This is a genomic window from Streptomyces sp. NPDC048603 (genome assembly GCF_043199475.1).
Taxonomy (GTDB): Bacteria; Actinomycetota; Actinomycetes; order Streptomycetales; family Streptomycetaceae; genus Streptomyces.
Genome location: NZ_JBICVY010000021.1, coordinates 27,000 through 47,131 on the forward strand (window position 1 = coordinate 27,000; position 20,132 = coordinate 47,131).

12 protein-coding genes are annotated in these 20,132 nt (G+C 71.6%); 9 read left to right on the forward strand and 3 right to left on the reverse strand.

The annotated features are described in order from the left end of the window. Nucleotides 1–199 precede the first annotated feature (199 nt). From ACGFQ9_RS35730 to ACGFQ9_RS35755, 6 genes are all read left to right on the forward strand, one after another. The gene (locus ACGFQ9_RS35730; protein ID WP_393579791.1) at nt 200–1,093 is read left to right on the forward strand and encodes an FAD binding domain-containing protein; all 894 of its coding nucleotides are present in this window, start codon (nt 200–202) and stop codon (nt 1,091–1,093) included. A gap of 2 nt (nt 1,094–1,095) precedes the next feature. Next, entirely contained in the window at nt 1,096–1,698 is a 603-nt protein-coding gene (locus ACGFQ9_RS35735; RefSeq protein ID WP_393579793.1) for a (2Fe-2S)-binding protein, read from the forward strand. A 2-nt stretch (nt 1,699–1,700) separates the two neighbouring features. After that, nucleotides 1,701–4,100 (forward strand): xanthine dehydrogenase family protein molybdopterin-binding subunit, encoded by a 2,400-nt coding sequence (locus tag ACGFQ9_RS35740; protein ID WP_393579795.1) that lies wholly within the window; start codon nt 1,701–1,703, stop codon nt 4,098–4,100. Between the two features lie 271 nt (nt 4,101–4,371). Continuing rightward, a complete protein-coding gene (locus ACGFQ9_RS35745; RefSeq protein ID WP_393579797.1) occupies nt 4,372–5,835 on the forward strand; it encodes an NCS2 family permease in 1,464 nt (487 codons plus the stop codon). A 66-nt stretch (nt 5,836–5,901) separates the two neighbouring features. After that, a complete protein-coding gene (locus ACGFQ9_RS35750) occupies nt 5,902–7,068 on the forward strand; it encodes an XdhC family protein (RefSeq protein ID WP_393579799.1) in 1,167 nt (388 codons plus the stop codon). 188 nt (nt 7,069–7,256) lie between these two features. Continuing rightward, nucleotides 7,257–8,534 (forward strand): YncE family protein, encoded by a 1,278-nt coding sequence (locus ACGFQ9_RS35755; RefSeq protein ID WP_393579801.1) that lies wholly within the window; start codon nt 7,257–7,259, stop codon nt 8,532–8,534. 52 nt (nt 8,535–8,586) lie between these two features. On the opposite strand, the gene ACGFQ9_RS35760 is transcribed toward ACGFQ9_RS35755, so the two are convergent. Next, nucleotides 8,587–9,972, reverse strand: coding sequence for a S28 family serine protease (locus tag ACGFQ9_RS35760; RefSeq protein WP_393579802.1), 1,386 nt, complete (start codon nt 9,970–9,972; stop codon nt 8,587–8,589). A 115-nt stretch (nt 9,973–10,087) separates the two neighbouring features. Then, the gene (locus ACGFQ9_RS35765) at nt 10,088–12,316 is read right to left on the reverse strand and encodes a germacradienol/geosmin synthase (protein ID WP_393579804.1); all 2,229 of its coding nucleotides are present in this window, start codon (nt 12,314–12,316) and stop codon (nt 10,088–10,090) included. A 192-nt stretch (nt 12,317–12,508) separates the two neighbouring features. Between ACGFQ9_RS35765 and ACGFQ9_RS35770 the strand changes: the two genes are divergently transcribed. The 3 genes from ACGFQ9_RS35770 (at nt 12,509) to ACGFQ9_RS35780 (ending at nt 16,309) form a co-directional block, all read left to right on the forward strand. Then, a complete protein-coding gene (locus ACGFQ9_RS35770) occupies nt 12,509–13,699 on the forward strand; it encodes an MFS transporter (protein ID WP_393579805.1) in 1,191 nt (396 codons plus the stop codon). A 203-nt stretch (nt 13,700–13,902) separates the two neighbouring features. Beyond that, a complete protein-coding gene (nadE, locus tag ACGFQ9_RS35775; protein WP_393579807.1) occupies nt 13,903–14,733 on the forward strand; it encodes an ammonia-dependent NAD(+) synthetase in 831 nt (276 codons plus the stop codon). Nucleotides 14,734–15,046: 313 nt separating this feature from the next. Further along, nucleotides 15,047–16,309, forward strand: coding sequence for an NAD(P)/FAD-dependent oxidoreductase (locus ACGFQ9_RS35780; protein ID WP_393579808.1), 1,263 nt, complete (start codon nt 15,047–15,049; stop codon nt 16,307–16,309). 142 nt (nt 16,310–16,451) lie between these two features. On the opposite strand, the gene cobN is transcribed toward ACGFQ9_RS35780, so the two are convergent. Continuing rightward, complete coding sequence (gene cobN / locus ACGFQ9_RS35785) at nt 16,452–20,117, reverse strand: cobaltochelatase subunit CobN (RefSeq protein ID WP_393579810.1); 3,666 nt, start codon at nt 20,115–20,117, stop codon at nt 16,452–16,454. Nucleotides 20,118–20,132: the final 15 nt, after the last annotated feature.

Sequence of the window (20,132 nt, forward strand, 5' to 3'; positions counted from 1 at the left end):
GTCGCATCCTGCCTTTCATACGAATCTACAAGACGAACGAGGTCGTCAGCCAACTGCTTCATGGTTTCGGTGACTGCACCCGGGGGACGCGCGGCTTGTGTACTGGCTCCACACCGCATTAACAACACGTGAACGACCGGCTGAGGACCCGGGACTCCTGGCTTGAAATGATCCATCCACGCAAAGAAGAGGGCCGCACATGGACTTCCTTCGCCCCGCCAGCTGGGAGGAGGCGCTCGCCGTCAAGGCCGAGCACCCCACGGCTGTGCCGATTGCGGGTGGCACCGACATCATGGTCGAGATCAATTTCGACCACCGTCGGCCGGAGTACCTGCTGGACCTCAACCGCATCGGGCTGCTGCGGGAGTGGGAGGTGGGCGAGAAGGTCACCCGGCTGGGTGCGTCCGTCCCGTACACCCAGATCATGGAGAACCTGCGCGGCACCCTGCCGGGTCTCGCTCTCGCCTCGCACACGGTCGCGTCCCCCCAGATCCGCAACCGCGGCGGCGTCGGCGGCAACCTCGGTTGCGCCTCGCCGGCCGGTGACTCCCACCCCGCCCTCCTCGCCGCCGGCGCCGAGGTCGAGGTCGAGTCCGTCCGCGGCTCCCGGCTGATCCCGATCGACGAGTTCTACACCGGCGTGAAGCGCAACGCGCTCGCCGCCGACGAGCTCATCAAGACGGTGCACATCAAGAACGCCACCGGTCCCCAGCAGTACTCCAAGGTCGGCACCCGCAACGCGATGGTCATCGCGGTCTGCGGCTTCGGCCTGGCGCTGCACCCCGACACCCGCACCGTACGCACGGGCATCGGCTCTGCCGCGCCCACCCCGGTCCGCGCTGAGGCCGCCGAGGAGTTCCTGAACGCCGCGCTCGAAGAGGGCGGCTTCTGGGACAGCGGCAAGGTCATCACGCCCTCGATCGCCAAGCAGTTCGGTCAGCTCGCGTCCGCCGCGTGCAACCCGATCGACGACGTCCGTGGCACGGCGGCGTACCGCCGCCACGCGGTTGGCATTCTTGCCCGCCGTCAGCTGGTCTGGACGTGGGAGCAGTACCGCGGCACGAACGGCCGCCCGCTCGAAGGGGCTGCATAACCATGCGCGTCAATTTCACCGTCAACGGTCGCCCGCAGGAAGCAGACGATGTCTGGGAGGGCGAGTCCCTCCTCTACGTCCTGCGTGAGCGCCTGGGTCTTCCCGGTTCGAAGAACGCCTGTGAGCAGGGCGAATGCGGTTCCTGCACGGTCCGTCTCGACGGCGTGCCGGTCTGTTCGTGTCTGGTCGCCGCCGGCCAGGTCGAGGGCCGCGACGTCGTGACCGTCGAGGGTCTGGCCGACTTCGCCAAGCAGCGCGAGGAGCACGGCCACGCCTGCGGGACCGGCGCGTGCACCGGCGGCAAGGGCGGCGTCACCATGGACGAGGCCAGGCGGTGGTCCGCCCGGGGCACCGACTCCCGGACCGGTGAGGGCGCGGAGCTCTCCGGCATCCAGCAGGCGTTCATCGACGCCGGCGCCGTCCAGTGCGGTTTCTGCACCCCGGGCCTCCTGGTCCAGGCCGACGCGCTGCTCGAGAGCAACCCGTCCCCGTCCGACCAGGACATTCGTGAGGCCCTCTCCGGCAACCTCTGCCGCTGCACGGGCTACGAGAAGATCCTCGACGCGGTGCGCCTGGCGGCCGCCCGGCAGGAAGAGGGGGTGTGATCATGGCTCAGCCCACCCGTCACGCACCTTCCGGTACGCCGACGAACGTCACCCAGAAGACCAAGGGCGGCATCGGCGAGTCCACGCTCCGCCCGGACGGCACCCTCAAGGTCACCGGTGAGTTCGCGTACTCCTCGGACATGTGGCACGAGGACATGCTGTGGGGCCAGACCCTGCGCAGCCCCGTCGCCCACGCGGAGATCGAGAGCATCGACATCTCCGAGGCGCTGGCCGTGCCCGGCGTGTACTCCGTGCTCACGTACGCGGACCTGCCGACCGAGACGAAGAACTACGGCCTCGAGATCCAGGACACCCCCGTCCTGGCCGACGGCCGGGTACGTCACCACGGTGAGCCGATCGCCCTCGTGGCGGCCGACCACCCGGAGACCGCCCGCCGTGCCGCGGCCAAGATCAAGATCGACTTCAAGGAGCTCCCGCTCGTCACCGACGAGGCGACCGCTCTGGCCGAGGACGCGGTCCTGATCCACCCGGACCGGAACGACCACCACGCCGGCCACGTCCCGCACCAGAACATCGTGCACCGCCAGCCGATCATCCGCGGCGACGCGGCCGAGGCGGCCAAGAAGGCCGACGTCATCGTCACCGGCGAGTACACCTTCGGCATGCAGGACCAGGCCTTCCTCGGCCCGGAGTCCGGCCTGGCCGTTCCGGGCGAGGACGGCGGTGTCGACCTCTACGTGGCCACCCAGTGGCTGCACTCGGACCTCCGCCAGATCGCCCCGGTCCTCGGCCTGCCCGAGGAGAAGGTCCGCATGACGCTGTCCGGCGTCGGCGGTGCCTTCGGCGGCCGCGAGGACATCTCGATGCAGATCCACGCGTGCCTCCTGGCCCTGGCCACCAACAAGCCGGTCAAGATGGTCTACAACCGGTTCGAGTCGTTCTTCGGCCACGTGCACCGCCACCCGGCGAAGCTCCGGTACGAGCACGGCGCCACCAAGGACGGCAAGATCACGCACATGAAGTGCCGGATCGTGCTCGACGGTGGTGCGTACGCCTCCGCCTCCCCGGCCGTCGTCGGCAACGCGTCCTCCCTCTCGGTGGGCCCGTACGTCGTCGACAACGTGGACATCGAGGCCATCGCCCTCTACACGAACAACCCGCCGTGTGGTGCCATGCGCGGCTTCGGCGCCGTCCAGGCCTGCTTCGCCTACGAGGCCCAGATGGACAAGCTCGCGGAGAAGCTGGGCATGGACCCGGTCGAGTTCCGGCAGCTCAACGCCATGGAGCAGGGCACGATCATGCCCACCGGCCAGGTCGTGGACTCCCCGGCCCCGGTCGCCGAGCTGCTGCGCCGGGTCAAGGCCCGCCCGCTGCCGCCCGAGCGCCAGTGGGAGACCGCCGGCCAGGCCGCGGACCTCCGCGCGCTGCCGGGCGGTCTGTCGAACACCACCCACGGCGAGGGCGTCGTCCGCGGCGTCGGCTACGCGGTCGGCATCAAGAACGTCGGCTTCTCCGAGGGCTTCGACGACTACTCCACCGCCCGCGTGCGCCTGGAGGTCATAGGCGGCGAGCCCGTCGCGATGGTCCACACGGCCATGGCGGAGGTCGGCCAGGGCGGTGTCACCGTGCACGCCCAGATCGCCCGTACGGAGCTCGGCGTCACCCAGGTGACCATCCACCCGGCCGACACGCAGGTCGGCTCCGCCGGTTCCACGTCCGCCTCCCGGCAGACGTACATGACCGGTGGCGCCGTGAAGAACACCTGCGAGGCCGTCCGTGAGGCACTGCTGGAGATGGGCCGCCGCAAGAACGGCTCGTACCACCCGGCGTGGGCCCACGCGGAGCTGCTCCTCGAAGGCGGCAAGATCGTTACCGACGGCGGCGAGGTCCTCGCGGACATCGCCGATGTCCTCGGGGACGAGGCGATCGACCTTGAACTCGAGTTCCGCCACCGCCCGACCGTCCCGTTCGACCTGGTCACGGGCCAGGGCGACGGCCACGTCCAGTACACTTTCGCCGCGCACCGAGCCGTCGTCGAAGTGGACACGGACCTCGGCCTCGTCAAGGTCGTCGAACTGGCCACAGCTCAGGACGTCGGCAAGGCGCTCAACATGCTTTCCGTGGTCGGCCAGATCCAGGGTGGTACCACCCAGGGTCTCGGTGTGGCCGTCATGGAAGAGATCATCGTGGATCCCAAGACCGCGAAGGTGCGAAACCCCTCCTTCACGGACTACCTGATCCCGACCATCCTCGACACCCCGACCATCCCGGTCGATGTCCTGGAACTCGCCGATCCGAACGCGCCCTACGGTCTGCGCGGTCTCGGTGAGGCCCCCACCCTGTCGTCCACCCCGGCCGTCCTCGCGGCGATCCGGCAGGCGACAGGTCTGGAGCTCAACAAGACGCCTATCCGTCCTGAGGCCCTGACCGGCACCCTCTAGGACCGAAAAGCTCTCCGGGCGGTGTGACAGGGAACGTCACACTTCACGGTCACACCGCCCGGAGTACGAAGTCCCGCCGCTCGCGGACCGCTTCACCCTGCCGTACCAGAAGTACCAGCAGAACCAGCAGAACCAGCAGTGCCAGTAGTAACTGAACGCTTCGTCTCGGGCCGTCCCCCGGGTCGTGCGGCCAAACGTTTCATCCCAAATCCCGCAGTAACCCCGAAAGCCCCCATGCGGGTGCCCCTATGAACCTTGGGAGTTAGGCACCATGACCCAGTCGTCTGTGGAGCCCAAGACCACCGCGGAAGATGCGGCCGAGGGCTCGCGTCAGCCCTCCGGTAAGTCTTGGCTCGACCGGTACTTTCACATCACCCACAGAGGATCCAACGTCGGCAATGAGGTTCGTGGCGGTATCACGACCTTCATGGCCATGGCGTACATCCTTCTGCTCAACCCCCTGCTGCTCTCCGGCAAGGACGTCGCCGGAGACACCATGAGCCAGAAGGCTCTCATCACGGCCACCGCCTTCGCGGCCGCCGTGACCACGCTCCTCATGGGCTTCGTTGGCAAGGTGCCGCTCGCCCTCGCCGCCGGCCTCTCGGTCTCGGGTGTGCTGGCCTCGCAGGTCGCCCCCCAGATGACCTGGCCCCAGGCCATGGGCATGTGTGTGCTCTACGGTGTCGTGATCTGTCTCCTGGTGGTCACCGGCCTCCGTGAGATGATCATGAACGCGATCCCCCTCGCGCTCAAGCACGCCATCACCATGGGCATCGGCCTGTTCGTCGCCATCATCGGCCTGGTCAAGGGCGGCTTCGTCGGCCGCGGCCCGGAGTTCGGTCCCCCGGTCCAGCTCGGTGCCGTCGGTGAGCTGTCCGGCTGGCCCGTCCTGCTCTTCTGCGTGACCCTGCTCGCCATCTTCATGCTGCAGGCCCGCAAGGTCCCCGGCGCGATCCTGATCGGCATCGTGGGCGGAACCATCCTCGCCGCCATCCTGAACGCCATCGTCGACATCGACGACAAGGCGTGGAAGAACGGCCCGCCGGTCCTCAACGGTTCCGCCGTCTCGCTGCCCGACTTCTCGCTCTTCGGTGACGTCAGCTTCGGCGGCTGGGGCGACGTCGGCTACATGACCGTCGGCATGATCGTCTTCACCCTGGTGCTCGCCGGCTTCTTCGACGCGATGGCCACCATCATCGGTGTCGGCACCGAGGCCAAGCTCGCCGACGACAAGGGCCGCATGCCGGGCCTGTCCAAGGCGCTGTTCATCGACGGCGCCGGCGGTGCCATCGGTGGTGTCGCGGGTGGCTCCGGCCAGACCGTGTTCGTCGAGTCGGCCACGGGTGTCGGCGAGGGTGCTCGTACCGGTCTCGCCTCCGTCGTCACCGGCCTCTTCTTCGCCGCCTGCCTCTTCTTCACCCCGATCACCCAGGTGGTCCCGGGTGAGGTCGCCTCCGCGGCCCTGGTCGTCATCGGCGCGATGATGATGCAGAACGCCCGCCACGTGGACTGGGCCGACGCCGCGACCGCGATCCCGGTCTTCCTGACCGTCGTGATCATGCCGTTCACCTACTCGATCACGGCCGGCGTGGCCGCCGGTGTGATCGCCTGGGTCGCGATCAAGGTGGCGCAGGGCAAGGCCCGGGAGATCGGTGCCTTCATGTGGGCGCTGACCGCCATCTTCCTGGTCTTCTTCGCCCTGAACCCGATCGAGCACTGGCTCGGCGTCGCCTGAGCCTGATCCATAACGCGTGAACCCTCCGCGCGTCCGATACTGGAACCGAAACTCAGAGGAGCCGACATGCTGGACATCGCCGAAGAGCTGAACCGGTGGGTCGAGCAGGGACGCGACTTCGCAGTCGCCACCGTGGTGGCGATCAGCGGAAGCGCGCCCCGGGAAGTCGGCGCGGCCCTCGCCGTCGATCGTGACGGCACGGCCATCGGCTCGGTTTCCGGCGGATGCGTGGAGGGCGCGGTGTACGAGCTGTGCCGGCAGGCGATCGAGGACGGCGAAACCGTCCTGGAGCGCTTCGGGTACAGCGACGACGATGCCTTCGCCGTGGGCCTGACCTGCGGCGGCATCATCGACATCCTGGTCACGCCGGTCCTCGCCGACGGCCCGCAGCGGGCCGTCCTGGAGACCGCGATAGCCGCCGCGGCGGCCGGTTCGCCGGCCGCCATGGCGCGGATCGCGTCCGGCCCGGCCGAGCTCATGGGCCGCCCGGTCCTGGTCCGCCCCGAAGGAGCCCACGAGGGCGGCTTCGGCGGACACCCCGAACTGGACCGCACCATCGCCGCCGAGGCCCGCGCCATGCTGGACGCCGGCCGGAACGGCGTGCTCGACATCGGTGCGGACGGCCGGTTCTGCGGAGAGCCGCTGAAGGTGCTGATCGAGTCCAGCGTCCCGGCCCCGCGCATGATCGTCTTCGGTGCCATCGACTTCGCCTCCGCCCTCGTGAAGGTCGGCAAGTTCCTCGGCTACCACGTCACGCTGTGCGACGCCCGCCCGGTGTTCGCGACCAAGGCCCGCTTCCCCGAGGCCGACGAGATCGTCGTGGAGTGGCCGCACCGCTACCTGGAGTCCACCGAGGTGGACGGCCGGACCGTGCTCTGCGTGCTCACCCACGACGCCAAGTTCGACGTCCCGCTGCTCCGGCTCGCCCTCCGCCTCCCGGTCGCCTACATCGGCGCCATGGGCTCCCGGCGGACCCACGAGGACCGCAACAGGCGGCTCCTCGACGCCGGAGTCACGGACCTGGAGCTCGGCCGGCTGCGCTCCCCGATAGGGCTGGACCTCGGCGCCCGTACCTCCGAAGAGACCGCGATCTCCATCGCCGCCGAGATCGTCGCCAACCGGCGCGGCGGCAGCGGGATCGCCCTGACCGGCGCGCACACCCCGATCCACCGCGAGTTCCCCGAGCCGGCGCCCGGACGCATGGGCGCCGCCCCCTGGCGGGACGAGGCGTGACGGGGCAACCACGCACGGAGACCACCACGCGCGGGATGACCGCACGCGGATGACCGCACGGGGATGACCGCACGCGCGGACGATCCCCGAACCCCACGAAGGGCGCAGCCGAAGGGCTTGCGCCCTTTTCGCATGCCGTCTACTTTTACCGGCCGGTAACACTCCTTCCCCCCAACGGAGTTGACCGGATGCTGCGACGCCCCCGCCCGCTGCGCGCCGTCTGTGCGCTGACCGCGGCCGCCCTGCTCACCGCCCTCGCCCCGGCGGCGGCCGACACTCCGACGGACGCCGCACCGGACACCGGGCCGGCCGGGCTCCGCCAGGTGCTGTTCGTGGGCAACAACTGGGACGGCACCGCCGACGTGCTCGCCGCCACCGGCGGCATGGCCAGGATCGGCCGGATCAACGTGATCCCAGACAAGGCCGAGCGGCTCCGGGAGATCCACCTCAACCCCGTCAAGCTCGCCTACTTCCTGGGCATCCGCACCACCGCGGGCGAGGGCCACGACCAGTTCGCCGACGACATGTACACCACCCCGGACGGTTCGGCGGTGGTCGTCTCCCGGCCCTCCTTCGCCGACGTGGTCTCCATCGACCTGGCCTCCGGCCGGATCAACTGGCGCTTCCCGGTCTCGGGATACCGCGCGGACCACATGGCGGTCTCCCCGGACGGCACCCGGGTCGCGGTATCGGCCTCCACCGCCAACACCGTGCACGTGCTGGACATCACCAGCGGCCGCCAGATCGGTTCCTTCGCCACCGGTGACAAGCCGCACGAGAACTCCTTCTCCCGCGACGGACGGCTGATCTGGAACGCCTCGATCGGCGAGGTCAACACCGCCCTGGACGCGCCCTGGCTGGACTGGACGAAGGGCGACCGTAAGTTCACGGTGGTGGACGCGCAGACCTTCCGCACCGTCAAGGTCGTCGACATGCGCGAACGGCTGGACGCGGCGGGCCGCTCCGACCTGTCCGACTCGATCCGGCCCAACGCCTTCACCCCCGACGAGTCCACGCTGTACTTCCAGGTGTCGTTCTTCAACGGTTTCGTGGAGTACGACGTCGCCGCCGACCGCATCACCCGCATCAAGACCCTCCCGAAGAACCCGGCCACCAGCGGCGACCGCACCACCTGGGTCAACGACTCCCGCCACCACGGCATGTCCATGAGTCCCGACGGCGCCAAGCTGTGCATCGCCGGGACCATGGACGACTACGTCACGGTGGTCGACCGGGCCACCCTGACCGAGGGGCCGCTGGTCCCGGCGTCCAAGCCGTACTGGGCGACCGTCAACGGGGACGGCACCGCCTGCGTGATCTCCGAGAGCGGCACCGACCGGGTGACCGCCATCGACTTCGCCACCGGCGCCAAGCGCGTCTCCGTCCCCGTCGGCGACCACCCCCAGCGCGTCCGCCTCGGCCACGTCCCGGCGGACTGGACCGGCCCCTCCGCGGGGGCATCCTGAGCCATCGTGTCCGGCGCCGTCCCGTCCCGGGCCAACCCCGTCCCCTTCCGGGCTAACCCCGTCCTGTGCCGGCCCAGCGGCGCAGGGCGTCGGTGGCCCGGGCGGCGTCGGCCGGCGGCAGGCTGCGTATGGAGAGGTGGTGGTTGGCCTCCGGCACGGTGAAGACGTACGAGTCACGGGTGCCCCGGCCCAGCCGGAAGGGCTCCGCCACCGCCACGTCGTTCTCGCCGTTGACGAACATCAGCGAGCCGCCCCGGTGGCGGACCCAGCGGTCCACGTCCGCCATCGCGGCGGGGCGGAAGCGCAACGGGATGTCCCGCGGCACGTAGGAACGGACCTCCTGGATGCCCGGGTACCGCAGCAGGCCCTCCAGGTGCGGGGCCGCGAAGTGCGGGTACCCCAGCTCGGTGCCCAGCTGGTGGAAGTACGGCGTGTACGCCGCCAGGGTCGGGTCGGCGTACACGGACAGCCGGGTCACCCCGTCCACCCAGGCATACAGGGCGTCGTCGGTGGCCGCAGTCGTCGGCACGGCGGCGCAGCCGCCCGCGGGCTGGTGCATCCAGAACATCAACGGCAGTCGCAGGACGGCGAGTTCGAACGCGCGGTCCACACCGCCGATGATCTCGAAGCCGGCCTTCCCGGTCTCCGCCCACCGCGCGTACCGCTCGGTCATCGCCGCCCGCCGGATCAGCGCCTCGCGCTGGGCCGTCTTCAGGGCCGCGCGGCACTCGGCGGTCCCGACCCGCTCCAGGGCGGCGTCGTAGGCGCTGTCGTCCCGGTCGTCCGTGTTGTTGGGCGCCGCGTACGCCACGGTGCCGGCCACGTCGTCCGGGTAGAAGCGGCGGTGGTAGACGGCCGTCATCCCGCCCTTGCTGCCTCCGGTGGAGATCCACGGGCCCCCGTACACCCGCTTCAGGGCGCCGATGATGCGGTGGTGGTCGCTCGCCGCCTGCCAGATCGTCAGCTTGGACCAGTCGGTCACCGCGGGCTTGGAGGTGCCGAAGAAGCGCTGCTCCACGGTGATCTGGTTGGCGTCCAGCAACTCGGTCGGCTCGGCCGGGCGCTGCGGCGCCGACCCGAGGTCGTAGCCGCTGGAATAGAGCACCACCGGCCGCCGCACGGACTTGTGGACCAGTGTCAGCCGCTGCTCGAACGAGTCGCCGCCGGGGCGGCGGTGGTCGACCGGCTGACGGTAGGACAGGTCCAGGACGGTCTGTCCCGGGGCGGCGGCCGGCCGTTCGCCCAGCAGCCGCATACCGGGAAGGGCCCCGATCCGGGCGCGGATGTCCTCGGCGGGCGGCGGACCGCCGGCCGCGGCCGCGACCGCGTCCGAGGTCGGGCCGGCAGCCGAGGCCACGGCAGGGCCGGACAGCCCGGTCACCGTCAGCACTCCGCTCAGCAGCGGTGCGATCAGCAGGCGCTTCAACGTCTCGTTCATACACCCAGGCAACCGCAGGGGCCGTGCCCTGCGGATCCCCCGAGCGAGGAGAAGGTCTCCCCCGCGCGGGGGAAGACGGCGGCCCACGAGGTGTGTTGGGATGTCCGGCCGGGAGTCAGGACGGACGCGCCGCCGCGAAGGGGAGTCTCGCCGCCGACATGCCGAAGCCGGCCGACCAGGCTCCGGGGGTCAGGCCGGTGGGGCGGGGGTGCAGGTCCTCGTCCCGGTAGCGGCGTACGTTCACGTGCCAGTGCAGGATGCCGGCCAGCCAGTCCTCCAGTTCCCCGACGTACGCGTCGACCGCGGCACGGGCCTCCCGGTCCAGGCCGAGGTCCTCGCACAGCACGGGGAGCTGGTGGTCGCGGATGTGCTCGAACTCCTCGGTGCGCCGCCGCATCAGGTCCGCCACGATGCCGACTGCCCGGGGGTAGTCGATGTCGAAGAAGTTCTGGGTGACCAGGACGTGGTTGTGGACCTCGCCCTCCACCTCGATCTCCTTCTGGTACGAGACCAGGTCGTTGATGATGACGGCGACGTCCGAGGCCGCGTTCTCCAGCGAGCGGATCACCCCGTTCCGCTGGAGTTCCGGGGGCAGCCCCCGCCCGTCGTGGCCGAGCCGGGCGATGAACATCGTCAGGGCGGAGCCGAAGGTCAGCCGGCGCATCTCCGCGTAGTCGACCGGGTCGGGGATGCGGTGGACGGAGGTGTTGTCGATCTCCCAGACCCAGCTGTCCAGCATGTCCGTCACGGTCTGCCGGAACTCGGCCCGCACGGGCTCGCGCATGCGGGTCGCGGTGCGCGCCCAGAGGTCCCGCAGACCGCGTTCCATCACGGTGGACGGCTCCGGCGCCTCCCCGGGGCCGAGCGGCATCATGGAGCCCAGGCGGGCGGTGGCGGCACGGGCCGCGTCCGGTGCCTTCGCCGCGCCGAAGACCTTCGGGTAGTAGTCGTCCGCGTACGTGCCCCAGGCCAGCCACTGGGCGTTCAGCGACAGGTCCTCCGCGATCGCTTCCGGGTCGATGCCCGCCGAGCACAGCGCGAAGTCGAAGCCGGTCACCTTGCTCTCGGTCCAGATGTCCGATCCGGGGTCGCCGGGCTGCGGCTCCAGCATCCCCGTCCGCCGGCACCATTCGACGGTCTCCCGGCGGGCCCGCTCCAGGTGCGGATTGAGGGTCAGCGGGAACGGCAGGCGGAAGTCGGGCAGCAGCGAGGGCCCCACCTTCCGGAAGGGCACGTGCGTGAAGCTGCGCCGGCGCAGGGCCGTGGACCGCGGGGTGAACAGGGAGCGGGGGTCCAGCGCCGCGGTGCCGGGCCCGGTCGGCATGAAGGGGAGGGTGAGCGGTGCGGTGGTGCGGGCCCCTTCGTTCATGTACCGGCTGGACACCGTGTGCCATTCGTGGCCGCCGGACTGCCAGTCCTGCAGTCCCTTGGTGTAGGCCAGGACGGCGGCGGTCTCGTGCGGGGTGAGCCCGTGCTCGGCGGCGAGGGCGGGCACCTCGGCCAGTGCCGTGTGCTCGAACTGGTGGAGCCGTGAGGTCAGCAGGTCGTTGGAGAGGTCGGCGGCCTCCTGCGTGGAGCAGCCCAGGAAGGTCTCCAGGACCAGGACGGCGTTGGACAGCTCGCCCTCGTCCTCGACCTCGCGCCGGTAGGAGAAGAGGTCGTTGCGGATGTGCACGGCGTCGGAGAAGGCGTCCCGGAGCACCTGCAGCGGCCGGGTGTGCGCGACCCGGGCCGGCAGCTCCGCCGACACGTACTCGACCAGGCCGGCCGACCAGGGGGCGCCGCCCACCTTGCGGCGCATCTCGATGTACTCGAGCGGGTTCGCGACCCGGCCGATGTTGATGTTGGAGAGCTCCCACATGGACTCGTGGAGGAGGTTCCGGGTGCTCTCGGAGAACCGTTCCCTCCAGCCGGCGGACATGGCCGGCACGGTCCGCGCCCACAGGTCCGCGAGTCCCGCCTCCACCGGGTTGGTGGGCTCGGGGAACCCTGCGGCCAGGTCCATCGGCATGAACGCGGCCAGCCGGTCCAGGTACTCCTTGGCCCCGGTCCGGTCCTGGGTGCGCTTGAAGGTCTCCAGGAAGTGGTCGTCGAAGAAGAACACCCACACGTACCAGTCGGTGACCAGGGACAGCGCCTCGCTGTCGCAGTCGGGGTGGGTGTACGAGCAGAGCAGCGCGTAGTCGTGCGAGTCGAGGTCGCTCTCCTCCCAGACGCCCGAACCCTCCAGCATCCCGAAGTCCCGCGCCCACTGCCTGCTGTGGGTGCGGGCCTCCTGGAGATGGGGGTTCAGTCGAGCCGGATGGGGCACATAGAAGTCCGGCAGGCGGAACGGCTGGGTCACGGCGGGGCATGCCTTTCGTCGCACGGCGGCGGGGAGCCGGGGAGCGGGGGCCCGGCGCACACACCGGGCCCCCGTAAGAGATCAGCAGGGCCCTTCTCCCGGCTCGCCCGGAACCATGGGGAGTTCACCGGTTCAGGTGACGGCCGGCCGCGGTGCGTGACGGATGTTCGACCCGCGGGAAGCGTCAGCGCCATGAACGGTGATCGCCGCGGCTGGAGCCGGTGCCTGCTCGCGGGCGCGGTGTTCGCGGTGTGCATGGCCGGAACCACGCTGCCGACCCCGCTCTACCCCCTCTACCAGGAGGAATTCGGCTTCTCCGAGCTCACCGTCACGGTCGTCTACGCCGTGTACGCCTTCGGGGTGATCGGGGCGCTGCTGCTCGCGGGCAACGCCTCGGACGTCGTGGGCCGCCGCCCGGTGCTCTTCGCCGGCCTGGTCTGCGCGGCCGCCAGCGCCGTCTGCTTCCTGCTCGCCTCCGGGCTCGGCTGGCTCTACACCGGGCGGCTGCTCTCGGGGCTGTCCGCCGGGCTGTTCACCGGGGCCGCCACCGCGTACGTGATGGAGCTCGCACCGCCCGGCGGCGGCTCCCGCGCCACCTTCGTGGCGACCGCCGCCACCATGGGCGGCCTGGGCTGCGGTCCGCTGCTCGCCGGCCTGCTCGCGGAGTACGCCCCCGGGCCGCTGACCCTGCCGTTCGCCGTGCACCTGGTGCTGGTGGCGAGCTCGGCCGCCGTGCTGTGGCGGCTCCCGGAGACCGTACGGGACCGGCGTCCGCCGAGCGCCGTACGGCCACAGCGGCCCGCCCTGCCCGCACCGGTCCGCCCGGTGTTCGGGCCCGCCGCGACCGCTTCCTTCGCCGGCTTCGCCCTCTTCGGGGTGTTCACCTCGGTCAGCCCGGCCTTCCTCGCCCATTCCCTGCACGTCGAGGACCACGCGGTGAGCGGGCTGGTGGTCGCCCTGGCCTTCTTCGCCTCCACCGCCGGACAGCTCGCGGTCGGTCCGGTGGGGACGGCCCGTTCGCTGCAGGTGGGCTGTGCCGGGCTGCTGGCCGGGCTGGCACTGCTCGCGGGCGCGCTGTACCGGGAACAGCTGGCGCTGGTGGTGCTGAGCGCCCTGGTCGGCGGGGCCGGGCAGGGTCTGGCCTTCCGCGCGGGGCTGGCCGCGGTCGCGCAGGCTTCGCCGGAGGACCAGCGGGCCGCGGTGATCTCCACCTTGTTCGTGGTGGCCTACGCGGGCATCTCGGTGCCGGTGATCGGCGTGGGCCTGCTCGTCGGCCCGCTCGGCCTGGAGGGCGCGGGTCTGGTGTTCATCGCCTGCATGGCCGTCCTGGTCTGCGCCGCGGCCGGATACCTGCTCCGCCGACCGGTGCGCGCGGGGGACTGACGGCTGCGTGGCGGCGGCCGCCGGTCCCCTTTCGGTTCCCCGGCGGTCCTCCTTCGGTCCCCCGGCGGTCCCCCCTTCGGTCCTCTGAGCCGACCGGGCGCGACGCCCGGGGCGGAAAAACCTCAGTAGGGTGGGGCGACACGTACGCGCGCACGCCGTACGTGTGTGCGCACCCGTCAGGAACGACCACACGAGGAGCAGCCGTGAGCCAGTCGGCGTCCATCGCCCTGCAGCAGCAGATCGCCCGCGAGCTGGAGGTCGCCGAGACCTTCGACGCCGAGCGGGAGATCGAGCGCCGGGTGGCCTTCCTCACCGAGCGGCTCGTCTCGACCGGTCTGCGGTCGCTGGTCCTCGGCATCAGCGGAGGCGTGGACTCCACCACCGCCGGGCGGCTCTGCCAGCTCGCCGTCGAGCGGGCCCGGGCCGCCGGTCACCAGGCCGAGTTCCACGCGATGCGACTGCCGTACGGCGTCCAGGCCGACGAGCGGGACGCCCAGCTCGCGCTCGGCTTCATCCGCGCCGACCACGTGCTGACCGTGGACATCAAGCCGGCCTCCGACGCCGCGCTGGAGGCGTCGCTCGCCGCCGGGGTGGTCTTCCGGGACGCCCACCACCAGGACTTCGTGCACGGCAACGTCAAGGCCCGCCAGCGCATGATCGCCCAGTACGCGGTGGCCGGCGCGCACGACGGCCTCGTCGTCGGCACCGACCACGCCGCCGAGGCGGTGTCCGGCTTCTTCACCAAGTTCGGCGACGGCGCCGCCGACCTGGTTCCGCTGACCGGCCTGACCAAGCGCCGGGTACGCGCCGTCGCGGACCTCCTCGGCGCTCCCGCCGAGCTGGTGTGGAAGACGCCGACGGCCGACCTGGAGAACCTCGACCCTGGCAAGGCCGACGAGGACGCGCTGGGCGTCACGTACGACGAGATCGACGACTTCCTGGAGGGCAAGCCGGTCGACGAGCGGGCCTTCGGGATCATCGCCCGCCGGTACGGGGCGACGGCGCACAAGCGGCAGCTGCCGATCGCGCCGTAGCTCCGCTACGGCTCGGGGTCGCTTGCCGCGCTGTGCGCCTTGGCCCCTGGGCGGGGCTGCGGCCGGGGTCCTGGGCGGGGCTGTGGCCGGGCGGGAGTGCGGCCGCTGGGCAGGGGTGTCCCGGTGTGCCCACCCTCCCCCAAGCTCTCGGCTTCGCTCGAGCAGGGGGACCCCCATCGCCCTGCGGGACGCCTGCCCACACCGGGGCGGGACGCCTGCCCACACCGGGGCGGGAGCCTGCCTGCAGCGGAGGCGGGTGGGTGTTCGTGGGGGCAGGCTGGAGGGGCAGGGAACACACCGGGCAGGTGACGCCATGGCTGCCAAGACACCCAAGATCTACGACGCGATCGTCGTCGGGGCCCGGTGCGCCGGGTCGCCCACGGCGATGCTGCTCGCCCGGCAGGGCCATCGGGTCCTGCTCGTCGACCGGGCGGAGTTCCCCAGCGACACCCTCTCCACCCACCTCATCCACCCTCCGGGACTCGCCGCGCTGCGTCGCTGGGACCTGCTGGAGCAGGTCGTGGCCACCGGGTGCCCGGAGATCACGAACTACACCTTCGACCTGGGACCGGTGGTCCTCTCCGGATCGCCCGCGGGCGCCGGGTTCGCCGGGTCGTACGCGCCGCGCCGTACCGTGCTCGACAAGATCCTCGTCGACGCGGCGGACAGCGCGGGCGCCGAGGTACGGGAACGGTTCGCCGTCGAGGGGCTGACCCGCGACGGCGACACGGTCACCGGAATCCGCGGCCACGGCCGGGACGGCCGCACGGTCGAGGAGCACGCCCGGATCGTCATCGGGGCGGACGGGGTCCACTCGAAAGTGGCCCGGGAGGTACGGGCCCGGTCCTACGCCGAGAAGCCCAAGCTGGAGGTCAGCTACTACACGTACTGGGAGGGCCTGCCGATGAACGGCAGGTTCGAGGCGTACATCCGGGGGAACCGGGCCTTCGCCGCGTGGCCGACCAACGACGGCCGGACGATGGTGATCTGCGGGCTTCCGATGCGGGAGTTCGAGGCCAACCGCGCCGACGTGGAAGGCGGGTACATGGCCACGATCGGCCTGGTGCCCTCCTTCGCCGAGCGGGTGGCCGGGGCCACCCGCACCGCCCGGCTCGTCGGCACCGCCGTGCCCAACTACTTCCGGGTGCCCTTCGGACCGGGCTGGGCCCTGGTCGGCGACGCGGGCTACGAGCGGGACTACATCACCGCGCAGGGCATCCAGGACGCCTTCCGGGACGCCGAGTTGTGCGCCGGCGCGCTCGACGAGACGTTCGGCGGACGGCGTCCCTTCGAGGAGGCCATGGGCGACTACCAGCAGGCCCGCGACTCCCGGGTGATGCAGCTCTACGAGTTCACGGCCGGACTGGCCACCCTGGAGCCGCCGCCGCCCGAGATGCAGCGGGTGCTGGCGAAGGCGGCGGAGAGCCAGGACACGATGGACGGGTTCATCCGGGTGAACGCGGGGCTGACGACGCCCGGTGAGTTCTTCTCCGATCCGCGGCTGACCGCGGCCGCGACTGCGGAGGGTGCCGCGGCGGGTGCCGGGGCCGGCGCGGGAGCCGCGCGGCGACCCTGACCGGCACTGCCGGACCCTCCGCGCCCCGCCTACCGGTGCGCGGGCCCCGACCGGTGCGCGGGCCCCGACCGGCGGGCTGCCCCGGGCCGGGTTCGTCCCGGCCCGGAGCCCTCAGGGCGGTGTCGGCCGCGGCCGGTGTCCGTTACTCGGCCTCGCCCTCCAGGTTGCCCTCCGTGTCCAGGTACACCTGCCGCAGCGCCTCCAGGACCTGCGGGTCCGGCTTCTCCCACAGTCCCCGCGACTCCGCCTCCAGCAGCCGCTCCGCGATGCCGTGCAGGGCCCAGGGGTTGGCCTCCTTCAGGAAGGCCTGGTTCTCCGGGTCCAGTACGTACGTCTCGGTCAGCTTGTCGTACATCCAGTCCGCGATCACGCCCGTCGTGGCGTCGTAGCCGAACAGGTAGTCGACCGTGGCGGCCAGCTCGAAAGCGCCCTTGTAGCCGTGGCGGCGCATCGCCTCGATCCACTTCGGGTTGACCACCCGGGCCCGGAAGACCCGGCTGGTCTCCTCCACCAGCGTGCGGGTGCGGACCGTCTCCGGACGCGTCGAGTCGCCGATGTACGCCTCGGGCGCGGTGCCGCGCAGCGCGCGCACGGTCGCGACCATGCCGCCGTGGTACTGGAAGTAGTCGTCCGAGTCGGCGATGTCGTGCTCACGGGTGTCGGTGTTCTTCGCGGCCACCGTGATCCGCTTGTACGCCGACTCCATCTCGGCACGCGCCGGACGGCCTTCCAGACCGCGGCCGTACGCGTAACCGCCCCACACCGTGTACACCTCGGCCAGGTCGGCGTCGGTGCGCCAGTCCCGGCTGTCGATCAGCTGCAGGATGCCCGCGCCGTACGTGCCCGGCCGGGAGCCGAAGATGCGCGTGGTCGCACGCCGTTCGTCGCCGTGCTCGGCCAGGTCCGCCTGGGCGTGCGCCCGTACGAAGTTGGCCTCGGCCGGCTCGTCCAGCGAGGCGGCCAGCCGTACCGCGTCGTCCAGCAGGCCGATCACGTGCGGGAACGCGTCCCGGAAGAAGCCCGAGATGCGCAGGGTCACGTCGATGCGCGGGCGGCCCAGCTCGTCGAGCGGGATCGGCTCCAGGCCGGTGACGCGGCGCGAGGCCTCATCCCACACCGGGCGGATGCCGAGCAGGGCGAGGGCCTCGGCGACGTCGTCGCCGGCGGTGCGCATCGCACTGGTGCCCCACAGGGACAGGCCGACGGACGCCGGCCACTCTCCGTTGTCGGTGCGGTAGCGCTCCAGGAGGGAGTCGGCCAGCGCCTGGCCGGTCTCCCAGGCGAGGCGCGAGGGCACCGCCTTGGGGTCCACGGAGTAGAAGTTGCGGCCCGTCGGCAGCACGTTGACCAGGCCGCGCAGCGGCGAACCGGACGGACCGGCCGGGACGAAGCCGCCGTTCAGGGCGTGCACGGAGTGCGCCAGCTCGTCGGTGGTGGCCGCCAGTCGCGGCACCACCTCGGTGGCGGCGAACCGCAGGATGTCGTGGACCGGCTGCCCGTGGCCGGACGCCACGTCCGCCACCGCTGCCGGCTCCCAGCCCGCCGCCTCCATCGCCTCGACCAGGGCGCGGGCCTGCTCCTCCGCCTCGTCGGCGGAGGTACGGGTGGCCTTGGACTCGTCCAGGCCGAGCGCCTCGCGCAGCCCGGGCAGGGCCGTCGTACCGCCCCAGATCTGCCGGGCCCGCAGGATGGCCAGGACCAGGTTGACGCGGTCGGTGCCGGCCGGAGCCCCGCCGAGGACGTGCAGGCCGTCGCGGATCTGGGCGTCCTTGACCTCGCACAGCCAGCCGTCGACGTGCAGCAGGAAGTCGTCGAAGCCGTCGTCGTCCGGGCGCTCCGCCAGCCCCAGGTCGTGGTCCAGCTTCGCGGCCTGGATCAGCGTCCAGATCTGGGCGCGGATCGCGGGCAGCTTCGCCGGGTCCATGGAGGAGATCTGGGCGTACTCGTCCAGGTGCTGCTCCAGGCGGGCGATGTCCCCGTAGGAGTCGGCGCGGGCCATCGGCGGCACCAGGTGGTCGACCAGGGTGGCGTGCACCCGGCGCTTGGCCTGGGTGCCCTCGCCCGGGTCGTTGACCAGGAACGGGTAGACCAGCGGCAGGTCACCGAGCGCGGCGTCGGGCGCGCAGGCCGCGGACAGGCCGGCGTTCTTGCCGGGCAGCCACTCCAGGTTGCCGTGCTTGCCCAGGTGGATCATCGCATCGGCGCCGAAACCGCCGTCCGCGGCCGCGGCCTGGATCCAGCGGTAGGCGGCCAGGTAGTGGTGCGACGGGGGCAGGTCCGGGTCGTGGTAGATCGCGATCGGGTTCTCGCCGAATCCGCGCGGCGGCTGGATGAGGATCAGCAGGTTCCCGCGGCGCAGCCCCGCGAGGACGATGTCGCCCTCCGGGTTGTGCGTCCGGTCCAGGAACATCTCGCCGGGCGCCGGACCCCAGTGCTCCTCGACCTCCTCGCGGAGCCCGTCCGGCAGCTGCCCGTACCACCGCTTGTAGTCGGCGGCCGGGATCCGGACCGGGTTCCTCGCCAGCTGCTCCTCGGTCAGCCAGTCCTGGTCGTGGCCGCCGGCCTCGATCAGGGCCCGGATCAGCTCGTCGCCGTCGCCGGAGACCAGCCCGGGGATCTCCTCGACCGGGCCGAAGTCGTAGCCCTCCTCGATGAGCCGGCGCAGCAGCGCCACCGCCGAGGCGGGGGTGTCCAGGCCGACCGCGTTGCCGATCCGGGAGTGCTTGGTCGGGTACGCCGACAGCACGAGCGCGATCTTCTTCTCGGCGTTGGGGGTGTGCCGCAGGCGCGCGTGGCGGACGGCGATGCCGGCGACGCGGGCGGCCCGCTCGGGGTCGGCGACGTACGCAGGGAGGCCGTCGGAGTCGATCTCCTTGAAGGAGAACGGCACCGTGATCAGGCGGCCGTCGAACTCGGGCACGGCGACCTGGCTGGCGGCGTCCAGCGGCGACAGGCCCTCGTCGTTCTCCTCCCAGGCGCTGCGCGAACCGGTGAGGCAGAGCGCCTGCAGGATCGGCACGTCCAGCGCGGCGAGCGCACCGGCGTCCCAGGACTCGTCGTCTCCGCCGGCCGAGGCGTCGGCGGGCCGGGTGCCGCCGGCCGCGAGGACGGTCGTCACGATGGCGTCGGCGCCACCGAGTTCGCGCAGCAGCTCCGGCTCGGGGCTGCGCAGCGAGGACACGTACAGCGGCGCGGGCGTCCCGCCGGCCTCGGTGATCGCGTCGCACAGGGCGTGCACGAAGGCGGTGTTGCCGCTCATCTGGTGGGCGCGGTAGTAGAGGACGGCGATGGTCGGCCCGCTGCTCGCGGGCGCGTCGTCGCGGTCCAGCCGGCCCCAGGTGGGGGCGGCTGCCGGGGGCTCGAAGCCGTGGCCGGTGAGCAGCACGGTGTCGGAGAGGAAGCGGGCCAGCTGCGTGAGGTTGGCCGGGCCGCCGTGCGCGAGGTAGGCGTGCGCCTCGGCTGCGATGCCGATCGGGACGGTGGACGCCTCCATCAGCTGTGCGTCGGGGGCCTGTTCGCCGGTCAGGACCACCACGGGCCGGGTCTGCCCGGGGGCGAGCAGCACGTCCAGACCCTCCTGCCAGGCCCGCAGACCGCCGAGCAGGCGTACGACGACCAGGTCGGCGCCGTCGAGCAGCGCGGGCAGGTCGTCGAGGGGCAGCCGGGAGGGGTTCGCGAACCGGTACGGCCCGGGTCCTCCCTCGGCGCTCGCGTCGCCCGCGGCGTTGGCGGCGCCGGCGTCGTTCGCGGCGTTGGCCGCTCGGGCGCTCAGCAGATCGGTGTCGGAGGTCGACAGCAGCAGGATCATGCGACGGCAGCCTTC